16 protein-coding genes are annotated in these 20,372 nt (G+C 66.7%); 6 read left to right on the top strand and 10 right to left on the bottom strand.

Going from position 1 to position 20,372, the window contains the following annotated elements; all coding sequences use genetic code 11:
• Positions 1-8: 8 nt before the first annotated feature.
• Positions 9-2,681, bottom strand: a complete 2,673-nt coding sequence (locus MJ601_RS03075; RefSeq protein WP_242123130.1) for a coiled-coil domain-containing protein — start codon at positions 2,679-2,681, stop codon at positions 9-11.
• 81 nt (positions 2,682-2,762) lie between these two features.
• Between MJ601_RS03075 and MJ601_RS03070 the strand changes: the two genes are divergently transcribed.
• From MJ601_RS03070 to MJ601_RS03055, 4 genes are all read left to right on the top strand, one after another.
• A complete protein-coding gene (locus MJ601_RS03070; protein ID WP_242123128.1) occupies positions 2,763-3,065 on the top strand; it encodes an Hpt domain-containing protein in 303 nt (100 codons plus the stop codon).
• Between the two features lie 78 nt (positions 3,066-3,143).
• Complete coding sequence (locus MJ601_RS03065; protein ID WP_242123127.1) at positions 3,144-4,310, top strand: hypothetical protein; 1,167 nt, start codon at positions 3,144-3,146, stop codon at positions 4,308-4,310.
• A gap of 46 nt (positions 4,311-4,356) precedes the next feature.
• The gene (locus tag MJ601_RS03060) at positions 4,357-5,445 is read left to right on the top strand and encodes a DUF2336 domain-containing protein (protein WP_348635547.1); all 1,089 of its coding nucleotides are present in this window, start codon (positions 4,357-4,359) and stop codon (positions 5,443-5,445) included.
• A complete protein-coding gene (locus MJ601_RS03055; protein WP_242123122.1) occupies positions 5,445-6,824 on the top strand; it encodes a sensor histidine kinase in 1,380 nt (459 codons plus the stop codon). The genes MJ601_RS03060 and MJ601_RS03055 overlap by 1 nt, the downstream gene beginning before the upstream one ends.
• A 55-nt stretch (positions 6,825-6,879) precedes the next feature.
• Here the strand turns inward: MJ601_RS03055 and MJ601_RS03050 are convergent, their stop codons facing one another.
• Positions 6,880-8,166, bottom strand: coding sequence for a citrate synthase (locus MJ601_RS03050; RefSeq protein ID WP_242123121.1), 1,287 nt, complete (start codon positions 8,164-8,166; stop codon positions 6,880-6,882).
• A gap of 18 nt (positions 8,167-8,184) precedes the next feature.
• Positions 8,185-9,654, bottom strand: coding sequence for a glutamate--tRNA ligase (gltX, locus tag MJ601_RS03045; protein WP_242123118.1), 1,470 nt, complete (start codon positions 9,652-9,654; stop codon positions 8,185-8,187).
• 27 nt (positions 9,655-9,681) lie between these two features.
• Between gltX and MJ601_RS03040 the strand changes: the two genes are divergently transcribed.
• Complete coding sequence (locus tag MJ601_RS03040; protein ID WP_242123117.1) at positions 9,682-11,847, top strand: ComEC/Rec2 family competence protein; 2,166 nt, start codon at positions 9,682-9,684, stop codon at positions 11,845-11,847.
• Here the strand turns inward: MJ601_RS03040 and lexA are convergent.
• Entirely contained in the window at positions 11,838-12,503 is a 666-nt protein-coding gene (gene lexA, locus MJ601_RS03035; protein ID WP_242123115.1) for a transcriptional repressor LexA, read from the bottom strand. The genes MJ601_RS03040 and lexA overlap by 10 nt on opposite strands.
• A 153-nt stretch (positions 12,504-12,656) precedes the next feature.
• Between lexA and MJ601_RS03030 the strand changes: the two genes are divergently transcribed.
• On the top strand, positions 12,657-12,815 hold the full coding sequence (locus MJ601_RS03030) for a hypothetical protein (RefSeq protein ID WP_242123113.1): 159 nt from the start codon (positions 12,657-12,659) through the stop codon (positions 12,813-12,815).
• 47 nt (positions 12,816-12,862) lie between these two features.
• Here the strand turns inward: MJ601_RS03030 and MJ601_RS03025 are convergent, their stop codons facing one another.
• The 6 genes from MJ601_RS03025 to MJ601_RS03000 form a co-directional block, all read right to left on the bottom strand.
• On the bottom strand, positions 12,863-14,047 hold the full coding sequence (locus MJ601_RS03025; RefSeq protein WP_242123111.1) for a molybdopterin molybdotransferase MoeA: 1,185 nt from the start codon (positions 14,045-14,047) through the stop codon (positions 12,863-12,865).
• Positions 14,044-14,514, bottom strand: a complete 471-nt coding sequence (gene moaC, locus MJ601_RS03020) for a cyclic pyranopterin monophosphate synthase MoaC (protein ID WP_242123109.1) — start codon at positions 14,512-14,514, stop codon at positions 14,044-14,046. Before moaC ends, MJ601_RS03025 begins: the two co-directional genes overlap by 4 nt.
• Positions 14,511-15,302 carry an indole-3-glycerol phosphate synthase TrpC gene (gene trpC, locus MJ601_RS03015; RefSeq protein ID WP_242123107.1) on the bottom strand — a complete coding sequence of 264 codons (792 nt, stop codon included), beginning with the start codon at positions 15,300-15,302 and terminating at the stop codon, positions 14,511-14,513. Before trpC ends, moaC begins: the two co-directional genes overlap by 4 nt.
• Positions 15,299-16,291 carry an anthranilate phosphoribosyltransferase gene (gene trpD, locus MJ601_RS03010; protein WP_242123320.1) on the bottom strand — a complete coding sequence of 331 codons (993 nt, stop codon included), beginning with the start codon at positions 16,289-16,291 and terminating at the stop codon, positions 15,299-15,301. Before trpD ends, trpC begins: the two co-directional genes overlap by 4 nt.
• 195 nt (positions 16,292-16,486) lie before the next feature.
• Positions 16,487-17,077 (bottom strand): anthranilate synthase component II, encoded by a 591-nt coding sequence (locus MJ601_RS03005; RefSeq protein WP_242123105.1) that lies wholly within the window; start codon positions 17,075-17,077, stop codon positions 16,487-16,489.
• Positions 17,078-17,217: 140 nt separating this feature from the next.
• Positions 17,218-20,352 carry an amidohydrolase family protein gene (locus MJ601_RS03000; protein ID WP_242123103.1) on the bottom strand — a complete coding sequence of 1,045 codons (3,135 nt, stop codon included), beginning with the start codon at positions 20,350-20,352 and terminating at the stop codon, positions 17,218-17,220.
• Positions 20,353-20,372 lie beyond the last annotated feature (20 nt).

The following is a 20,372-nucleotide window of genomic DNA, read 5'->3' as shown; positions in this document are numbered from 1 at the left end:
TTCGAGGGCTATTGCCGCAGCCGTTCGATCGCCTGGGCGAGGGCGACATAGAGCTTGCCCATGTCCGACGACAGGATCGCCACGCCAAGCGCATTGCCGTCGCGGGCCGACAGGATGATCCGCAGCATCGATTCGAAATCGTGGATGTAGCGGTTCACATGCTCCTGAAATTCGGGATCATTGTCATAATGCAACGCGATTTCCCGGGACTCGCCCGCGTCCAGCAGCTTGACGGCGCGGCGGGTGAAGACGCCGCGATCTCCCTTCAGATAGGATGACCAGGCGGAATCCGTGATGTCGTTCGACAGTATCTTGCTGACGTCGATCGCGGTGCTGTTGAGCGATTCGATGATCACGGCCGAACGGCGGGTGAAATGGTCGCGGTCACGGTCTTCGGTGGCGCGTTCGGCTTCCTGGATGCGGGCTTCGACGCTGGCGCTGGTGTCGGCGATGGTCAGAAGCTGGCGGGTGAGGCGGTCGGATGCCTGGTGGGCGACCTTGACAGCTTCTTCCGCCACCTTCGCGACCTGTTCGATCTGCGCCGCGATCTTGTCGCCGATCACGCGCTGCATTGCTTCCTCGCTGGCGTCGGCGAGTGACTGGGCGGCTTCCGGGATGGCGCGGCTCAATGCTTGACGGGCGCGTTCGGCGGCCTGGTCGGCGGTGTCCTTGACACGCAGCAGGGCGGTGACGAGCAGCGGTCCCGCGCCTTCGGTGATGCGCGTGGCATCCTGATGCGCATTGTCGAGCGCGATGCGCAGCCGTTCGACCAACTCGCGATTGGCGTCCACGCCACTCTGCGTGCTTTCCAGCCATTCGGTAAGGCGGCGGCCCTGACCGCGCAGCAGATCCTCTGCCTCCTGCGTGCGGCCGAGCAGCGCTTCGGAAATCGCCTCCAGCCGCTCGATTTCCGGGGCGGCACTGTCGAGCAGGGTGCGGCTCGTTTCGATCCGTCCGTTGAACCGCTCCAGCGCGGCGGGGAAGGTCTCGTCCAGTTCGCGCACGCTGGAATCGAGCGCGACCATCAGCGTTTCCGCGCTGCCGATCAGCTTTTCGGCGGTCATGCCGCCCGCGGCCAGCGCGCCGTCGATGCGTTGGGTCTCGGCCGTCAGGCGGGTCAGCGCCTCGGTCAGCCTTTCGTTGCGGGCGAGGGCGCTTTCCTCCATCGCGGCGAAGCGGGCCTCGGCCGAACCGACGGCGTCGGTCAGGCTGGTCTGAAGGCCCGCCACCAGCATCCGCTGTCCTTCGACCAGATCGTTGATCTGGTGCAGGCGGTTTTCGATTTCACCGACATGATCGGCGATATGGGTCACCGTTTCGTCGCCGATCGCCGCGATATGGTCGCGTGACCGACCGATCAGCGCCTCGAGCGCCTGGGTCTGGCGGGCAATGCCTTCGTCGGTGATCGCCATGCCCTCGCGCGCCTGGGTGACGGCAGCCTCGACGCGCTGGCGCAGTTCGGCTTCGACCGTCTGGGCGTCGCGCGACAGGATGCCGAGCGCGGACTGGCTGGTCGCGGCGATCCCCGCCTGCGCGCCCTCGATCAGCGCCTTGAGCGATTGAGCCTGGGCGGTGAGATTGGCATCCACGCTGGCCATGGTTTCCTGCGCACGGCCGTGAGTGGTTTCCAGCCGGTGCAGCACGTCGATCTCGACGCGGTTCAGTTCCTGGGTCAGCAGGGCGATCACCGATTGGGTCGTTTCGGCGATCTCCTCCTTCGTCCGCAGCATCAGGCCATCCAGCGCGACCGATTGCTGTTCGATATCCTGCCAGCTGTCCTGCATCGCCTTGCGCGCGCTTTGCGCCGTCGATTCGATCCGGCCCGCCGCAATGTCGGCCATGCCGGTCACTTCCTGCGTGGCGCTGTGGGTCGCTTCCTGCAGCTGGGTGAGCTGGCTCGACAGGCTTTTCGTCGCGGACAGGGTGCGGGACCGGGCGTCGTCGGAGAGTTCGCCGAGCGCATGCAGCCGCGCCTCCAGCGTGTCGATCCGCTCCGAAAGGGTGTGGCCATTGTCGATGATCTGCGCCGACATGCGGGTCGCGCGATCTTCCAGCTCCGGAATCGAGGCGATCAGCGCCTCCATCCGGGCGACCAGCGCCTGGCCGGCCCGCTCGGCGGCTTCGGCACGTTCGGCGGTGCTGTTGGCACGGCCCGCGATCAGTTCGGCCGAAGCCTCCATATTGCTGCTGGCCGCGGCACCGTAGCTGTCGAGCAGTTCGGCCTGGTCCTGCATGGTCTGGCGCGCGGTTTCGAGTTGGCCCGCGATCCTGCCCAGTCGCAGTTCCAGCAGTTCCGCCTCGGTCCGCAGGGCGCGGGCGGTGTCGAGATAGCGGCGGGATTCCGCGCGGCTGTTGCGCAGCAGCAGCAGATAGCAGACGCCGAGCAGGATCAGCGGCACCAGCAGGGTCGCCACCAGTCCCGGCCATGCCGCCGGGCCGGAACGCCATTGGCCCGAGGAAATGCTGGCCCAGCCGGCGAAGCCGACCCATAGCAGGCCGGCCGACAGGAACGCCGATTGCGTGGCGCGGATGCCGCGTTCGCCGTTTTCGCCCACGGCCTGATGATCCTCCAGATCCAGGACGGCCTGTTTCAACAACAGCGTATCGTCCGCCTGCGATGGGTCATCGGTTGCCTGGCCCTTGTCCCGCCAGAATTCGACTATGGTGCTGCCCCCGTTCATGGCGCCTATCCTAGCAGCTTTTGCGCGGACGAAAATGCCCTGTTACCAAAACTTAACGCAAGCCAGATAGCGTTCGACCCCATGTCCTATGATCCTGGCGCCCTGAATGCCGCCCTTGCCGCCGCAGTCGGTGAAGACAGGCAGTTGATTGACGACCTTCGCACGGCCTTCATGGAAAGCGCGGAGCGGCAGCTCGACCTGCTGGCGCGGGCGCGGTGCGACGCCAACTGGCAGCTTGCGGCATGGCGGCTGAAAGGACTGGCCGCCAGTTTCGGGCTGACTAGCCTGATGGTCATGGCCGATGAAGCGGCCGATGCCGCGCCGGGCGACCCGCGTATCCTGCGGTTGCTGCGGGCGGCGATCAGCGATCTTGCACAGGGCTGAATCGAGACACGGCTTGCCTGTTGGCGTCCGCCTTGCAACAAGGCGGATCGAACAACGATCGGGTCGGTTTCTTCGCGCATGACTTTCGCCGCTATTCTTAGCGCCAGCCGGACATCGGGCGATGCCGCTGGATCGCTCCGCGCCAGCCTGCATTTCGCCGGGCAGACGCTGGTGGAATATCAGGCGCGGCAGGCGGCACGGGCGGGTGCCGACCGAATCATGATCCTGGTGAGCGTCATCACCCCTGCTTTGTCGCAGGCAGTCGACCGCCTGTCGGCCGATGGCATCGCCGTGGCGCTGGTTCGCGACATGGTGTCGATGGTGCGGGACGCGCCGCGCGACGCCGATACGCTTCTGGTCGCCGATGGCGCGATCGTGGGGCAGGCCTATTTCGATGCGATGGCGAAAGAGGCGGGCAACGGCCTGCTGGTGACGGACGACAGCAGGGCTAGCGCTCCGTTCGAGCGCATCGACGCGGGACAGCGCTGGGCCGGGCTGGCGCGGATCAGCCCGGACCTGTTGTTCAATACGCTCGACATGATCGGCGACTGGGATCTGTCGCTGACGCTGGTGCGTGCGGCGGTGCAGGCCGGGGCGCGGCGGGTCACGGTGCCGCAGGACGATCTGCTGGAAGGCCGGGTGGCGCTGGTCGACGCGCAGGAACAGGCCGATCTGGCCGCGCAGGCGGTGCTTGCGCAGGGATCCCGTGGCGCGCGGGTGCGCGGTGGGGCGGAACATTATCTGATCGGGCCGGTCACGCGGTTGATCAGCCCGGCACTGATGCGAATGCAGGTGCCCGCCCTGCAGGTGCGGATTGCCGCCATGGCGACGGGCGCCATCGCGCTGGTGCCGATCGAGCTGCACTGGGTAGGGACGGGATTCTGCCTGTTGCTGCTGGGGTTGCTGCTTGCTGAAACCGCCGACCGGCTGGACGAAATGGCGCTGCGGCCGCTGTCCATGGGCTGGATCGCCTTTGTCGTCCCTGGCTTTGCCGTCGCCGGGATCGCGCTGGCGGGGGAGGGGACGGTTCCCACCCATCTGGCGCTGCTGCTGGCCATCATCCAGCTTGCGGACCGATGGCGCCGGACGGGCGTGGTGCGGCCCTGGATGATCTTCACGCCCGCCGGCGCGCTGATCCTGTTGCTCGCCGGATCGGCCGCCGGGGCGATCGCGCTGGCGTTCAGCCTGGCGATGCTGTGCGCTATCGCCTCGGCCGGGGCGATGATCCTGCTGCGGCGGGATTGAGCGATTTTGCTCGTTACGGTTTAGTGCATTTTAACGACGTGCGGCTATGCTGGCCCGTATGAGCGCCTTTTCGTCCCTGATCGGACCGACCATGGCGGACAGTTGGCCCATGGCGCAGGTCATGGCCGACATGTCCGCTGTTCCCGTTGGTCATGCCATTGATCTGGCGTTCTTCTTTCCCGACGGCGGCCGCGACAGGCACGATGCGCTCATCACGGAGACGCGGCGGCATCTGGGCGGATGCATGACCGCGATCGAGATCGGCCTGAGGCTGGCACTGGAGGAAAGGCCCCAAGTCGCGGCGGCGCTTGCGCAATGGCCGCAACCGGTCTGCTGGCCGACCCTGTGCGCGCAGCCGACATTGCTGGGGCCGGCACTGCTGGCCCATATGCAGATGCGGGGCGGCGTCAGCCTCATGCTGCGGCAGTTCGGGCGGCCCGATGGCGACCATGGCGAAGCCGAACCGATTTTCCCGAGCGACGACGCGGTGGTGGGCGAAGCTGTGGCCGCACTGGCGCTCGCCGAGGGACGCTGGCTGATGACGGGAGCGGAGGATCAGCCGATGCAGGCCGATCTGCCCGCCGGGCATTTTGCCGAATTGCTGTGGACGGCGACGGCATGCCTGGCCGCTCTCGTCCAGCGGAGTGGTCTGGTCGAGGCGGAGGCGGTCCTGCCGCTGTTCGAAGCGGCCGGGCAGGCCATGTTGGCGCGGCATGACGAGGCGGCGGGGCCGATCGCAGCGGCGGACAGGCTGGTGCGAATCATGGGCGAGCGGGGGGACGCGCCGGAATTGCTGGGCGCGGCGCTGGGGCAGCGGCAATTTCTGCTGTTCGTGGCGCTAGCCGGGCGGCGGTTGCGAATGGAAAGCGCGCAGATCGCAGACATATTGGTCATGGGGCCGGTGGCGCAGGTTGCGGCCCTATGCCGGGCATTGGGTGGATCGGATTCGGATTATCGGCAATTGCTGCTGGCCTTGCGGCCGGTGCGGCCGTCCCTGTCCGACGCCATGCTGCTCGGTGAAGCCACACGCTATCAGGAACTGACCGTCGAGCGGGCAGACGCTGCCGTCGGCGCGATGCGGGCGCCCGCGCCATTGCGGGCGAAGCTCGATCATCTGCGGCGGATCGCCGGCTGATGAACATGCCGGTGCATCCTGCCATCATCCGGGCGACGGTCGCCGCGGATGGGCGGTTGCTGGCCGCCGATGCGCCCCTGCTTGCCTTGCAGCAGGAGGCGGGAGGCGATCTGGGCCAGATATTGGCGGTTCCGCAACTGGCGGCGATGGCACGGCTGGCGGCGAAGCTGGGCGTGCCGGTGTCGCGGCCGGTGGTGGCGGCTGCCGAGCGCGGCGATATCGACATGTGGGTTCGCGCCAGGCCCGACGCGGATGCGGTGCAGATCGCCGTCATCGACTGGCATGAGCGGCCGCCGGTGTTGCCGCCGGTCGACCTTTCGCGGCGGGAGAGCGATATCGCCGCCCTGTCCGATGGATGGACCTGGCAGATAGACACCCAGCTTCGTTTCCAGATGGTGCTGGAAGGGCTGGGAGGCGAGGGCGTCTTGCCCGCCGCGCCGCCGGTGCCGGGCAGTCGCTTCACCAGCTATTTCGAATTGAGGCCGGATGAGGATGGCGATCTGGCCATCCTGCGCGGTTTTGCCCAGCGGCGGCCCTTTCGCGATCAGGTGGCCAGCATTTCCGGCGATGCGGAACGGCGATACAGGCTGTCGGGCTTTCCGATGTTCGATCTGAGCGGGCAGTTGGTGGGCTATCGCGGCAAGGCGTTGCCGCTGGACCGGGCGGTGATGGCGCCGCTTGCGCCGCCGGAGCCGGTGATGCTCTATCCCGAGGAGTTCGGGAAAAGACTGGACCGGTCCTTGCGCCAGCCGCTGGGGCGGATCATCGCCAATGCCGATTCGATCGGGGCGCAGTTCGAAGGGCCGCTGCGGCCCGACTATGTCGGCTATGCGCAGGACATATCGGCGGCGGGGCGGCACCTGATGGCGCTGATCGACGATCTGGCCGATCTTCAGGCGATCGACCGGCCGGATTTCGACGTGATCGCCGAGGAAGTGGACCTGGCCGATCTGGGGCGGCGGGCAGCAGGGCTGTTTCTGGTCAAGGCGCTGGACCGCGACATCTGCATCGTCGCGCCGGAGCCGGGCGTGATGGTCGCTGCCATAGGCGAGTTTCGCCGCGCATTGCAGGTCATGATGAATCTGGTCGGCAATGCGGTGCGCTATGCGCCCGAGGGATCGACGGTGCGGATCGAGACGGGGCGCGAGGCTGGGCAGGCCTGGATCGCCGTGCTGGATCAGGGCGAGGGCGTTCCCGTCGATAGCCGCGAGCGGATTTTCCACAAGTTCGAGCGGCTGGGCCGTAGCGACGCGGGCGGCAGCGGCCTTGGCCTCTATATTTCGCGGCGGCTTGCGAGGGCGATGGGGGGCGATATCCGCATCGATGATGCGCCTGAGGGCGGCGCCCGGTTCACCCTCTCTCTCCCGGCATTGGGGTAAAAGAAAAACGGCGCCGGGTATCGGCGCCGTTTTTCTTTTGGGCTGTCAGCGCGGATCAGCGCTTGTCGACGGGGACATAGTCGCGCTGCGTCGGGCCGGTGTAGAGCTGGCGCGGACGACCGATCTTCTGCGCTGGGTCCGAGATCATTTCGTTCCACTGGGCGACCCAGCCGACGGTGCGGGCGAGCGCGAAGAGCACGGTGAACATCTCGGTCGGGAAGCCGATGGCCGAGAGGATCACGCCCGAATAGAAGTCCACATTCGGGTAGAGCTTCTTCTCGATGAAATAGGGGTCGTTGAGCGCGATCTGCTCCAGTTCCTTGGCCACGTCGAAGATCGGGTCGTTGACGCCCAGCTTTTCCAGCACGTCCTTCGCGGTCTTCTGCATCACGGTCGCGCGGGGGTCATAATTCTTGTAGACGCGGTGACCGAAGCCCATCAGGCGGAACGGATCGTCCTTGTTCTTCGCGCGGGCGATATATTCCGGAATGCGGTCGACAGTGCCGATCTCGCGCAGCATGTTGAGCGCTGCTTCGTTCGCGCCGCCATGCGCGGGGCCCCATAGGCAGGCGATGCCCGCCGCGATGCAGGCGAAGGGGTTGGCGCCCGAGGAGCCGGCCAGACGCACGGTCGATGTCGAGGCGTTCTGCTCATGGTCGGCATGGAGGGTGAAGATCTTGTCCATCGCGTCGACGACGACCGGATCGATCACATAATCCTCGGCCGGGACCGAGAAGGTCATGTTGAGGAAGTTGGCGGTGTAGCTGAGGTCGTTGCGCGGATAGACGAAGGGCTGGCCCACCGAATATTTATAGGCCATGGCCGCGATCGTCGGCATCTTGGCGATCAGGCGGTGGCTGGCGATCTTGCGCTGTTCCGGGTCGTTGATGTCGGTGGAATCATGGTAGAAGGCCGAAAGCGCGCCGACCACGCCGCACATGATCGCCATCGGATGCGCGTCGCGGCGGAAACCGCGGTAGAAGGTGGTGAGCTGTTCATGCACCATGGTGTGGCGCGTGATGGTCCGGGTGAAGTCAGCCAGTTCCGCCTTCGAGGGCAGTTCGCCGTTCAGGAGCAGGTAGGAAACCTCCATGAAGCTCGACTGTTCTGCGAGCTGGTCGATCGGATAGCCGCGGTGCAGCAATATGCCCGCGTCGCCGTCGATATAGGTCAGGCCCGAATCGCAGCTCGCGGTCGAGGTGAAGCCCGGATCATAGGTGAACATGCCGGTGTTGGCGTACAGCTTGCGAACATCGATGACCTGCGGACCGACCGTGCCACTCAGGATGGCATAGTCCTTGGTGTCGCCTCCGACGCTCAAAGTGGCATTATTATCCGACATGTTGTTCTCCTAGATACGTCAACCGGCCGATGCGTGCCTTACAGCGGCCAGTCGTTCCAAGCTCTCCGCCTTCCCCAGAAGGAAAAGGACGTCGAAAATTCCCGGCGAAACCGTACGTCCGGTCAGCGCCGCGCGCAAAGGTTGCGCGACCTTCCCCAGCCCGAGGCCGGCATCCTCTGCCACGTGGCGTATTGCTTCCTCGATCGCTTCGACCGTCCAGGAGGGAACGGGTGCAAGAGCGTCGGCTGTCTGCCCCAGCAGCGCACGCGCAGAATCGTCTAACAGAGCAAGGGCCTTCTCGTCAAAATCGAGAGGGCAATTTTTGAACAAGAATTCCGCGCCCTCGGCAATTTCGTTAAGCGTTTTCGCGCGCGGCTTCAGCGACGGCATGGCATCGGTCAGCAGCTGTTCCGCACCTGTGGGCAAGGGCTTGCCCAGCCGGTCGGCGACGCGAGGCGCGACCAGAGCGGCGAGGCGTGCGTCGTCGGCTTCGCGCAAATAATGGCCGTTCAGATTTTCCAGCTTCTTGATGTCGAAGCGGGAGGGCGATCTGCCGACGCCCGCTATGTCGAACAGTTCGACGGCACGGTCGCGAGAGATGATTTCCTCGTCGCCATGCCCCCAGCCGAGTCGCAGCAGATAGTTGAGCACCGCCTCGGGCAGCATGCCCATTTCGTCGCGATAGGCGTCGACGCCGAGCGCTCCGTGGCGCTTGGACAGTTTCGCGCCGTCCGACCCGTGGATCAGCGGGATATGGGCGTAGACCGGCTCGTCCCAGCCTCCTTCAATTTCGGCCATAGCCCTGATGATGCCGAGCTGCCGGAAGGCATTGTTGAGATGGTCATCGCCGCGAATGACGTGCGTGATGCCCATGTCATGATCGTCGACCACCACGGCGAGCATATAGGTGGGCGTGCCGTCGGAGCGCAGCAGGATCATGTCGTCCAGTTCCGCATTCTGGACGACGACGCGGCCCTGCACCGCATCCTCGATCACCGTCTCGCCTTCGCGCGGGGCCTTCAGGCGGATGACGAAGGGCGCGCCTTGGGGCGCTTCCTCCGGCGAACGATCGCGCCAGCGGCCATCATAGCGCATCGGCTGCTTGGCGGCGCGCTGCTGCTCGCGCAGTTCGGCCAGTTCCTCCGGCGTGGCGTAGCAGCGATAGGCATGTCCGCCCGCGAGCAGCTGGTTGGCGACTTCGGCATGGCGCGGGGTGCGTTCGAACTGGAACACGGCCGGTTCATCGCCGCCCAGCCCCAGCCATTCCAGCCCGTCGAAAATCGCCGCGACCGCCTCTTCGGTGGAGCGGGCACGATCGGTATCCTCGATGCGGAGCAGGAACTTGCCGCCATGATGGCGTGCGAACAGCCAGTTGAAGAGCGCGGTGCGCGCGCCACCGATATGCAGAAAACCGGTGGGCGACGGCGCAAAACGGGTTACTACCGGCTTGTTCACACCCTTTACGCTCACCGCTTCATTTCCTGACATTCGTCCTGCAGTCCACCTGGCCCATCCATGATCGCGACGCCCCCTAGCATGGCTTTCAAGCCACGACAAACCTCCGTTGCCGCTTCCGCCGGGCAAAGGACGCCTGCGCTTTGGGAAGCCGTCGAAGGCTGGCTGGAGGAAGAGCGCGAGCAATTGGCGCTATGGGTGCCGGTGGCGCTGGGCGCGGGCATTGCGGCCTGGTTCATCATCCCTAACCGGTTGGGATGGCTTGGCTTTTGCTGCATCATGCTGGCGGCGGCCAGCGCGGCGCTGATTCTTCCCGGCGGCGGGCGATTGCGCCGGGCGGTGCTTCTGGCCAGTCTGCTGGCCTGTTCGGGATGTGTGCTGGTTTGGGGCAAGGCGATGTTTTGGGGCGCGCCCCCCTTGGCCCAGCCCGTTTTTGTCGAGCTGACCGGAGAGGTGAAGGCGGTCAATCCGGTTCCCGCGCGCAAGATGAGTCGCATTCTGGTCCGGCCGATCGATCCGTCCGGCCTTCCGCCGCTGGTCAGGGTCAATCTGGGCGACGATCTGAAGCCTGCGGGCCTGGGGCAAGGGGCGATCGTCCGTTTTCGTACAAGATTGATGCCGCCCGCCTCGCCCAGCCTGCCCGGCGGATATGATTTCGCGCGGCGGGCCTATTTCGACGGCATAGGGGCGAGCGGACGTGTCCTGCGGCCCATTGCCGTGCTGCGCCCGGCGGTGTCGGCGCCGCCGCTCAGGACAAGGCTGTTCGCGCATATCATGGGGCAGGTTCCAGGCGCGGGCGCCGGTATAGCCGCAGCGCTGGCGACGGGGGATCAGGGAGGCATAAGCGAGGCCGATGCCGAAGCGATGCGGCGCAGCGGGCTGGCGCATCTGCTGTCGATCAGCGGGCTGCATGTGACGGCGCTGATCGCGGCGGTCGTGTTCCTGCTGATGCGGGCGATGGCGTTGAGCCGGAGGGCAGCGCTGGACTGGCCACTGATGCTGATCGCGGCAGGCGGCGGCGCGCTGGCGGGACTGGGTTATACGTTGCTGACCGGTGCGGAAGTGCCGACCGTCCGCTCCTGCGTCGCTGCCCTGCTGGTGCTGGGTGGATTGGCATTGGGGCGGGATGCGATCACGCTGCGGCTGGTGGCGGCGGGGGCACTGGTGGTGCTGCTCCTCTGGCCGGAGGCGCTGGTCGGGCCGAGTTTCCAGATGAGCTTTGCCGCGGTCGTGGCCCTGGTGGCGCTGGGCGAGCATCCCCGCTTCCGGGCCTTCATGGCCGCGCGTGAGGAGGCGGGATGGCGGCGGCTCGGTCGCCACCTGCTGGGCTTGCTGGCGACCGGGCTGGTGGTCGAACTGGTCCTCGCGCCGATCGCGATCTTCCATTTCCACAAGGCGGGGATGTTGGGATCGATCGCCAATCTGGTCGCGATTCCGCTGACGACCTTTGTCGTGATGCCGCTGGAGACCGTGGCTTTGCTGTTCGATTCCCTGGGATGGGGGGCACCCTTCTGGTGGATGACCGCCCGCGCGCTCGACCTGTTGCTGCTGGTCGCGCATGGGGTGGCATCCAGCCCCTGGGCGATCATGCGTTCCTCCGCGCAATCCTTCGCCATTTTCGGGCTGATCCTCGCGGGTCTTCTCTGGTGCCTGCTGTGGCGCAGCCGATGGCGATGGGTGGGGTTGATCCCGGTCGCGGCCGGCGCGGCGATGATGCTGAACAGCGCGCCGCCCACTTTGTTGGTGACGGGCGACGGCCGCCACGTCGCCGTCCGCACGGGGAATGGAGGCATGGCGATCCTACGCGAAAGGGCGGGCGGCTATGTGCGGGAAACGCTCACCGAAACCGCGGGTTATGACGGCGTGCTGGACGCGATGGCGGCGCTGCCCGAGGCGCGCTGTTCGCCCGACCTGTGCGCCGTCAAGCTGACGGGTGGAGGGCGAAGCTGGAACCTGCTGGTCACGCGGAGCGGCCATCGGGTCGGCGGAGCGATACTGGCGCGGGATTGCGCACGGGCCGACATCGTGATCAGCGACCGCTTTTTGCCCTACGGCTGCCGTCCACGCTGGCTGAAGGTGGACCGGCGCCTGCTCGGGCGGACGGGCGGGCTTGCCATCCACCTGGATAACCGGTCCATCCGGACCGTCCGGACGGTGGACGACGAGCATCCATGGCTTGTGCAGCCCGCGATCAGGCCGCGCCCATTCCGCCCCAATCAATTATAGCGGCGCAGCAATCCGGCAAGCTTGCCCTGAATGCGGACCTGGCGCGGGTCATAAATTTGCGGCTCATAGGCGCTGTTCGCCGGATCGAGCCGGACCTTTGCCCCCTCGCGCCGGAAATATTTGAGCGTCGCCTCATTGTCGTCGATCAGCGCCACGACGATCTGCCCTTCGCGCGCGACCTCGGTACGCTGGATCAACGCGAAATCACCGTCGAGAATGCCAGCCTCCATCATGGAATCGCCCGAAACCTCCAGCGCATAATGATCGCCCGCCCCCAGCAGGGCCGCGGGTACGGAGAGCATGTTCTGACCCTCCAGCGCTTCGATCGGCACACCGGCGGCTATGCGCCCATGCAGCGGAATCTCCAGCACGTCATTGGCCGCGATCGGCGGGCTTGCCGGCAATTGCGGCGGTGCGGCGACCTTGCTTGCGCGGTGCATCGCATCGGGCAGCTTCAACACTTCCAGCGCGCGGGCGCGATTGGGGAGGCGGCGAATGAAGCCGCGTTCTTCCAGCGCGTTGATCAGGCGATGAATGCCGGATTTGGATCGCAGATCCAGCGCTTCCTTCATTTCCTCGAAAGAAGGGGAGACGCCGCCTTCCTCCAGTCGGGTTTGAATGAAGTTCAGCAATTCCTGTTGCTTGAGCGTCAACATGCCTGCTTGCCCTCTTTGGAACGGATGGAGAACGCATAGGAAACGAAAAAGGGGAAGTCAAGCGTCTAACCGTTGGGCGCATTTGATGGAACGCGGCGGGGGGCAGGCCGTTTTCATGTCTGCCTTCCACAAGAGGGTGAATAGGAGTGCAAGATGCCTAATCAGAACGACAAGGACAAAAACCAACGCCGCGATCAACAGGGCGGCGACCGGTCGAGCCAGGGCGGACGTCAACAGCAGCAGGAGAACCGGCAGGGCCAGATGGGCGACGAACGCCGTCAGGACAAGGCGCCGGGAAAGCAGCAGCGCTGAACGTTCAACCTGCTGTCGTGGAAGGGGTCGCTTCGCGGCCCCTTTCCTTATGCGCCAAGGGAGATGACAGTGACAGGGTCGCCCGCGGCAGCGGCGGGCGATCCGGCGGGGCGCAGGATCAGGCAATCGGCCTTGGCCAGGGCGGCGGTGGCGGCGCTGTCCTGCGACGTCACCGACACGACGCCCGCCTCGCTGCGGAAGGCTCGGAGATAATCGTCCCGCTCGCCGGTGGCGGGCAGGGCTGAGGCCAGTGCGGCGGGCATGGTGCGAGGGAGGGAAGCGCCCGATCCCATGAGGTGCCGGACGAGCGGCAGCAGGAACAGCGTCGCCGTCACGAAAGCGGATACGGGATTGCCGGGCAGTCCTAGGAATATCGCCTCGTTCAGTATGCCCGCCATGAGCGGCTTGCCCGGACGCATCCTGATCTTCCAGAAATCGAGCGAGCCGCCTGCGCGAGCGAAGGCGGGGCGGACGATGTCATGATCGCCGACCGATGCGCCGCCTGTCGAGACGATGATGTCGGCCCCCCGGGCACGATCGAAGGCGGCGGTCATGCTGTTGAGATCGTCGCGGACGATGCCGAGATCGATCACCTCGCACGGCAGGCTTGCGAGCAGGGCGGCCAGCATCGGCGTGTTGGAACAGGGTAATTGTCCGGGCGATGCAAAGGCGCCGGGCGATACCAACTCGTTGCCGGTGGAGATGAGCGCGATGCGGGCGGGGCGCGCGACCGGCAGGGTGCCGTGGCCGCCCAGGACGGCGAGGGCGATCTGGGCGGGGCCAAGTGCCGTGCCGGCGGCGAGCAGGAGGCCCCCCCCACGGAAATCGGAGGCGGCGGGGCGCACGTTGCGGCCAGTGGGCAGGGACGCTTCTGTGGAGCGCAGGAGGGTGCCCTCGCGGATGGCATCTTCCTGTATGAGCACGCTATCGGCGCCGTCCGGCAGGGGCGCGCCGGTGAAGATGCGGCAGGCCTCGCCCGGCTGGAGGGGGGGAGGCAGGGCGCCGCCTGCGCTGCTTTCCGCTGTGACTTGCCAAGGACCGGGGCATTCCGCGGCGCGAACGGCATAGCCGTCCATGGCGGAAAGATCGGCCCAGGGCTGGTCGCGCAGCGCCATGACATCCCGGGTCAGCCAGCGGCCGGTGCAGGCGGGGATGGCGACGTCCTCCGTCGGGAGGCGCGTGCCCAGCGCCATCAGGCGGCCCTGCGCCTCCGCGACCGGCAGCAGGCTCATGGCGCGCGCCACTCTCCGGACTTGCCGCCGCTCTTGGCGAGCAGCCGGACGTCGCCGATCACCATGCCCTTGTCCAGCGCCTTCGCCATGTCGTAGACGGTGAGCAGCGCGACGGTCGCGGCGGTCAGCGCCTCCATCTCCACGCCCGTCTGTCCGGCGGTTTTCGCCGTTGCGGTGACGGTGACGCCGTGCGTGTCGAGGGCGAAGTCGATGCTGACGGAAGTAAGCGCGATGGGGTGGCAGAGCGGGATCAGGTCGGCGGTGCGCTTGGCGGCCATGATTCCCGCGACGCGGGCGACGGCGAGGACGTCGCCTTTCTTTACCAGCCCCTGTGCGATGGCGCTGGCGGCCTCTTCGCTCATGCCGATGCGGCCGGTGGCGATCGCCTGGCGGGCCGTCACCGCCTTCGCCGAGACGTCGACCATATGGGCCGAGCCGTCCTCGTCGAGATGGGTGAGGCTGCTCATGCGCCCGTCAGCAGATTGTGGGTTGCCGCCTCGACATCGGCCTGGCGCATGAGCGTTTCCCCCACCAGGAAGCAGCGCACGCCATGGTCCGACATGGCGATGAGGTCGGCATGGCCGGTGATGCCGCTTTCCGCGACGAAGGTGCAGCCTTCGGGCGCCTGCCCCACCAGTTCATAGGTGCGGGCGAAGTCCACCGTGAAGTCGCGCAGGTCGCGATTGTTGACGCCGATCAGGCGCGAGCGCAGCTTCATCGCGCGCTCCAGTTCCTGCGCGTCGTGAACCTCGATCAAGGCATCCATGCCGAGGCCCAGGGCGGCATCCTCGATCTCCGCCATCTGGCCGTCGTCCAGCGCGGCGGCGATGATGAGGATGGCGTCGGCGCCCAGCGATCGGCTTTCCAGCACCTGCCAGGGATCGACCATGAAATCCTTGCGCAGCACCGGCAGGGCACAGGCCGACCGGGCGGCCATCAGATAATCGTCATGGCCCTGGAAATAAGGTTCATCGGTCAGTACCGAGAGGCAGGCGGCGCCGCCCGCCGCATAGGCCTGGGCATGGGCGGGCGGGTCGAAATCGGGGCGGATCAGGCCCTTGGACGGGCTGGCTTTCTTGATTTCCGCGATCAGGCCGAAGCCGGAGCGGGCGGCATCGTCCAGCGCCTTGCGGAAGCCGCGCGGAGGCGTCTGTTCGGAAGCGCGGGCGTGCAGGGTCGAAACGGTGATCGCGGCCTTACGGCGGGCGACCTCCTCCCGCTTCGCATCGCAGATTTCGATCAGCTTGTTGGTCATTCGAAGGCAATCCAGCAATTGAGGAGGGCGTTGGCAAGGCCGCGATCGATGGTTTCGGCGGCTTCCTCCACGCCTTCGCGGAAATCGGATACGGCGTCGGCCACGACAAGGGCAGCGGCGGCGTTGAGCAGCACCGCGTCGCGATAGGGGCCCGGTTCGCCTTGCAGCAGGGCGCGCAGGGCCGCGGCATTATAGGCGGGGTCGCCGCCCTTGATCGCCTCCACCGGATGGGTGGAGAGGCCAAGGTCGGCGGCGGTGAGGCGGTGCATGGCGACCAGGCTGTGGCCCTTCACCTCCGCCATGTCGTTGCCGCCCGCGAGCGAGAGTTCGTCCAGGCCCTCGTCGCCGGAGATGATCATGGCGCGGTCGACGCCCAGTTCCGCGAGCGCCTGGGCATAGATGGGCACATAATCCGGGCGGGCGATGCCGACCAGTTGGCGGCGGACGCGGGCTGGGTTGGCGAGCGGACCCATGAGGTTGAAGATGGTGCGTTCGCCGATCGCCTTGCGGATCGGGCCGAGGCGCCTGAGCGCCGGGTGGTAGTTTTGCGCGAAGAGGAAGCAGATGCCGAGATCGGCCAGCGTCGCTTCGGCGGTTTGGGCGGCGCGGTCCAGATCGAGGCCGAGCGCTTCCAGCGTGTCGGCGGCGCCCGCCTTGGAGGAGGCGGCGCGGTTGCCATGCTTGGCGACGGGGACGCCCGCAGCGGCGACCACCAGCGACACGGCGGTCGAGACGTTGAGCGTATGGTGCCCGTCCCCTCCGGTGCCGCAGACGTCGATCGCGCCGTCCGGGGCGATGACCGGGATCATCCGGGCGCGCATGGCGCGGGCGGCGGCGGCGATTTCCGTTGAGGTCTCGCCGCGACGGGCCATGGTGACGAGGAAGCCCGCAATCTCCTCTTCGGAAAGGTCGGCGTCGAACAGCAGGTCGAAGGCCGTGGCGGCGGCTTGCGCATCCAGCGGCGCGGAAGGATCGGGCAGGCGGGTCATCGACGCTGCCTTAATCATGGGATGGCGCCAAAGTCGAGAGCGGCAACGCGCATATCGCTGCGGCACCCCGTCGCAGGGTGACATAGGTGACACGATGGAGACGCTGGAAAAGCGCGATTTTCCGGGGATTTCGACAAGTCAAGGAGCCAGCCCCCGTTTAGCGCGGGAGAGGCCTGTAGGACAGGAAAAAGCGTCTCAGGCGGCCACGCGGTCCCGGACGGGGATGCCGGCGATCCGCAGGAAATTGGCCAGCATGTCATGGCCATGTTCGGTCGCGATGCTTTCCGGGTGGAACTGGACCGAATGGATCGGCAGATCCCTGTGGCGGAAGCCCATGACCGATCCGTCCTCGCTGGTGGCGTTGACGATCAGGCTGGCGGGAATATCCTCCACGATCAGCGAGTGGTAGCGGGTGGCGATGAAGGGCGAGGGCAGGCCCTTAAACAGGCCGGTGCCGTCGTGGCTGACGGGCGATGTCTTGCCGTGCATCAGGCCGCCGCGCACGACCTTTCCGCCGAAATGCTGGCCGATCGACTGGTGGCCGAGGCACACGCCCAGCAGCGGCGCGCCCGCATCGGCGCAGGCGGCGACAAGGTCGAGGCTGACGCCCGCTTCATTGGGGGTGCAGGGGCCGGGCGACAGCAGGAAGGCCTGCGCGCCGCTGGACAAGGCCTGGCCCGCCGAGATGGCGTCGTTGCGGACGACTTCGACTTCCGCGCCCAGTTCCATGAGATAATGGACGAGGTTCCAGGTGAAGCTGTCATAATTGTCGATGACGAGGATCATGGGCGGAGGCTTTAGCGCGGGAATGGGGTGGGGGGAAGGGGGAGGTGTAATCGTGCCCGTCGCCCTCACCCTTCCGCCGCGCTGTGCGCGGCTCCCTCCCTCTCCCGGTGGGAGAGGGAACGTCCACATGCGATCACATCTCAGGCATGCGCCACGCTGTGTCCAGCGCAACAGGCGGCGCGGCTGGACTCGACATATTCCGCATCGTGCCACCAGAAATGCTGGTGGGCGTGGGCCAGCGGCGGGAGCACCGGCGTCCGTTCGGCCTGCGGTCTTGCGCTGACGAAGGGCGCCATCAATTGCTCCGGCGTGTGCACCACCCCGTTGGCGACGACTTGCTTCACATCGGCGACGGCGTTCACATCCTTCAGTGGATCGCCCTCCACCAATATCATGTCGGCCAGCATCCCGCGCTCGATGCGCCCGATCGGTTCGCCCAGAAACTCGCCGGACCAGCGCGTCGTCATCATCAGCGCGTCATGGGGCGAAATCCCGCACCGCACCATCCCGCGCAGGTTGAGATGCAGGCTGACCGCCGTCAGGTCGATGGGGGCATCGGTTCCCGAAATGGGATGCCAGCCCGCTGCCAGCATCAGCCTGATCTGCTCCACCTGCCGCTCCAGCGAGGCCAGCATCGGCTTGCCGCCGTCGCCCGCCATCGCCCTTGCCCGGGCCAGCAGCTTTTCATATTCCCAGACGGGGTAGAGCGTCCTGACCCGCGCATCCCTGGCGAAATAATCATCCTCGCCCAGCAGGGCCGTCGCCGCGAAGAGGGTGGGGGTCCGCCCGGCCCTGGCCGCCGCGAACAGGTCGGTGACGTCATGATAGCCGCCGCCCAGCGAGGTGATCGTCCGCGAATAGCCATAGCGGTTGGTGGCGCCGGTATGCTCCATGCAGTCCATGCCGCTGTGCAGGGCGGGATAGTGATAGTGGGACGAGAGGTGCATCCCCATGCGATGCGCCTCGGTGACGACCTGCTTCTGCACATCGTGGCGCAGCCGCACATAGGTCTTCACCATGTCGTAGTCGAGCGCCCGCGCCCGCTCCAGCTCCAGCGCCATCTGCCCAGGCTCCGTCACCGGCCGCATGAAATTGTAGAAGATGCGCCCGCCGTCGATCGCCTCGCCCGTGGCATAATGGCGTGCCGCGATCCGCCGGCCGCTCTGGATCGCTTCCCGGTCCTCGACCATATGATAGGCCGGGCAGCCGGGCGAGCGGGTCGCGGTGATCCCCATCGCCAGCCACAGCCGCCCCATCCGGTCGCCATAGCCATAGCCCGCCATCTGCCGGTGGGTGTGCATGTCGATGAGGCCCGGCATCAGCGTCAGCGCGGGCGCATCGACCAGTTGCGCATTCGCGTCCGATGGCATCCCGCCGTCATGGGGGGTGATCGCGGCAATCTGGTTGCCGTCGATCACCACGTCCACGCCCGTCCGGTAATCGGCGGACAGGGCGTCCCACATTTTGCCGGCCCTGATGACGGTGCGACCCGAAGGCATGGCATTTGCCCACTGGAGACGGCACGGGATGGTCTGCGCCGCAGTGCCCGACAGCGGCACCAGCCGAAATTTTCCGGAACTCAGATAAAGCAGGGATCGGGAGTCGCCGCTCCAGCTCGGCGCGTCGGTCACTTCGCGGGTGATCTGCCTTGGCGCGCCGGTGAAGCTGCCGTCCGGCGCCACCGGCACGACCCAGAGCGTGCTGGCGAAGACATAGGCCATCCATTTCCCGTCGGGCGACCAGACCGGGCCGTCATGCCCGCGCACGCCGATCGACTTGCCCTCCGCCACCGGCTGGTAGCGGCCCTTGCCGGTCGCGATATCGACGGTCAGTATCTGGCTGGCGCCTTCGCGGTAACGGCCCGTCACCGGCTTGAAGGCGGCATAGGCGATGGTCTTGCCATCCGGCCCGAAGCTGGGCCGTCCCGGTTCCCAGAGCGCATCGAACAGCTTGCGCACGGTGCCGCTCGCCACCTCGACGCTGTGAAGGGCGCCCTCCTGATCGAGAAAGGCGATCAGCTTGCCGTCCCGCGACCAGCTTCCCCAGGCCACCGCCTTGTCGGGGATGTTGGTGAGCTGCCTGTCCTTGCCCGTCGCCAGATCGTGCAGCCACAGGTCCAGCGTCCCGCCCCGGTCGGAGGAATAGGCGATCGTCCTGCCGTCGGGCGACCAGGCGGGGTCGCATTTATGAAAGGGACCGCCTACCAGCTTCTTGGGCGCGCCGCCGATAGGCAGCAGATAGATGTCGTTGAGCGCGGCGAAGACGATGCTCCTGCCGTCGGGGGACAGCATCGGGGCGGCGATGCCGACGACCGGCTTGGGCGTGGTCGAGGTGAAGTCCCGCGTCTTTTTCCGGTAGCTGGGCGTGGTCACCGGCACGCTGGTCTGGAAGGGGACGACCGTCGCGGTGCCGTTGCGCCATTTGCGGATCTTGCCGCCCGACCCGTAGAGGATCGCGCCGTCCGGGGTGAAGGCGGGGCGGAAGGGATAGAGATCCTCGCCCGCGATGATGTCTTCGCCGCCCCGGACCAGCGTCAGCGATCCGGGCAGGAGCCGGGTGTAGAGGATCGTCCCGTCGGGGGCGAAGGCGGGCGCCATGATCGCGGAGGGGTTGAAACGGTCGGGCGAGGGGGGCACCGAGGCCGCCTGCCTCGCGGCGCCGCTGGCCACGTCCACCGCCAGCAGCTTCGTTCCGCCTGCCACATAGGCAAGCGTCCTGCCGTCGGGCGACCAGGCCGGTTCGCTGTCGTTGGTCGTGCCCTTCGAAAAGAGCGTGACCCTGCCGGTCGCGACGTCGAGCAGATGGATGGCATAGCGTCCCTCCGCGCGGTCGGATGAAAAGGCGATGGTCCTGCCGTCGGGCGACCAGCGCGGTTCGCGGTCGTCGAACGCGCCGTCGCCATGCTGGCGCATGTCCCCGCCATCGGCGGCCACCGACCAGATGTGGAAATTGCCCGATCGATAGGATTGGAAGGCGATCCTTTCGCCGTCCGGCGACCAGTCGGGCTGGGCCAGATCGTCGAAATCGCCCGTCAGCCTTTGCAGCGGGCCGCCTTCGACCGGCATGGTCCACAAAATGCCCAGCAGGTCGAAGGCGATCCGCTTGCCGTCCGGGGAAAGGGCGAGGGCGACATTGGTGCAATCCTCGACCTTTACCACTGTCTCCCTGCCCGCCGCCGGGGCCTGCGCCAGCGACCCGGCGTTCCCGGCCGCGAGCAGCCCGATGCCGCCCGCCGCCAGAGCCTCACGCCGGTTGATTGTCACTCGACCCGTCATGCCGTTCCCCTGCCTTGGAG

Origin of the sequence: Sphingobium trunci, from assembly GCF_022664535.1 — a bacterium.
In the GTDB taxonomy this organism is placed as follows: Bacteria; Pseudomonadota; Alphaproteobacteria; order Sphingomonadales; family Sphingomonadaceae; genus Sphingobium.
Note: the sequence above shows the minus strand (reverse complement) of the source record. Positions and strands in the feature narration are given on the sequence as shown.

What these genes read in the sequence shown, in the direction of transcription:
- MJ601_RS03075 (WP_242123130.1), bottom strand. Translation starts at nt 2,681, where the DNA reads ATGAACGGGGGCAGCACCATAGTCGAATTCTGGCGGGACAAGGGCCAG.
- MJ601_RS03070 (WP_242123128.1), top strand. Translation starts at nt 2,763, where the DNA reads ATGTCCTATGATCCTGGCGCCCTGAATGCCGCCCTTGCCGCCGCAGTC.
- MJ601_RS03065 (WP_242123127.1), top strand. Translation starts at nt 3,144, where the DNA reads ATGACTTTCGCCGCTATTCTTAGCGCCAGCCGGACATCGGGCGATGCC.
- MJ601_RS03060 (WP_348635547.1), top strand. Translation starts at nt 4,357, where the DNA reads ATGCTGGCCCGTATGAGCGCCTTTTCGTCCCTGATCGGACCGACCATG.
- MJ601_RS03055 (WP_242123122.1), top strand. Translation starts at nt 5,445, where the DNA reads ATGAACATGCCGGTGCATCCTGCCATCATCCGGGCGACGGTCGCCGCG.
- MJ601_RS03050 (WP_242123121.1), bottom strand. Translation starts at nt 8,166, where the DNA reads ATGTCGGATAATAATGCCACTTTGAGCGTCGGAGGCGACACCAAGGAC.
- gltX (WP_242123118.1), bottom strand. Translation starts at nt 9,654, where the DNA reads ATGTCAGGAAATGAAGCGGTGAGCGTAAAGGGTGTGAACAAGCCGGTA.
- MJ601_RS03040 (WP_242123117.1), top strand. Translation starts at nt 9,682, where the DNA reads ATGATCGCGACGCCCCCTAGCATGGCTTTCAAGCCACGACAAACCTCC.
- lexA (WP_242123115.1), bottom strand. Translation starts at nt 12,503, where the DNA reads ATGTTGACGCTCAAGCAACAGGAATTGCTGAACTTCATTCAAACCCGA.
- MJ601_RS03030 (WP_242123113.1), top strand. Translation starts at nt 12,657, where the DNA reads ATGCCTAATCAGAACGACAAGGACAAAAACCAACGCCGCGATCAACAG.
- MJ601_RS03025 (WP_242123111.1), bottom strand. Translation starts at nt 14,047, where the DNA reads ATGAGCCTGCTGCCGGTCGCGGAGGCGCAGGGCCGCCTGATGGCGCTG.
- moaC (WP_242123109.1), bottom strand. Translation starts at nt 14,514, where the DNA reads ATGAGCAGCCTCACCCATCTCGACGAGGACGGCTCGGCCCATATGGTC.
- trpC (WP_242123107.1), bottom strand. Translation starts at nt 15,302, where the DNA reads ATGACCAACAAGCTGATCGAAATCTGCGATGCGAAGCGGGAGGAGGTC.
- trpD (WP_242123320.1), bottom strand. Translation starts at nt 16,291, where the DNA reads ATGACCCGCCTGCCCGATCCTTCCGCGCCGCTGGATGCGCAAGCCGCC.
- MJ601_RS03005 (WP_242123105.1), bottom strand. Translation starts at nt 17,077, where the DNA reads ATGATCCTCGTCATCGACAATTATGACAGCTTCACCTGGAACCTCGTC.
- MJ601_RS03000 (WP_242123103.1), bottom strand. Translation starts at nt 20,352, where the DNA reads ATGACGGGTCGAGTGACAATCAACCGGCGTGAGGCTCTGGCGGCGGGC.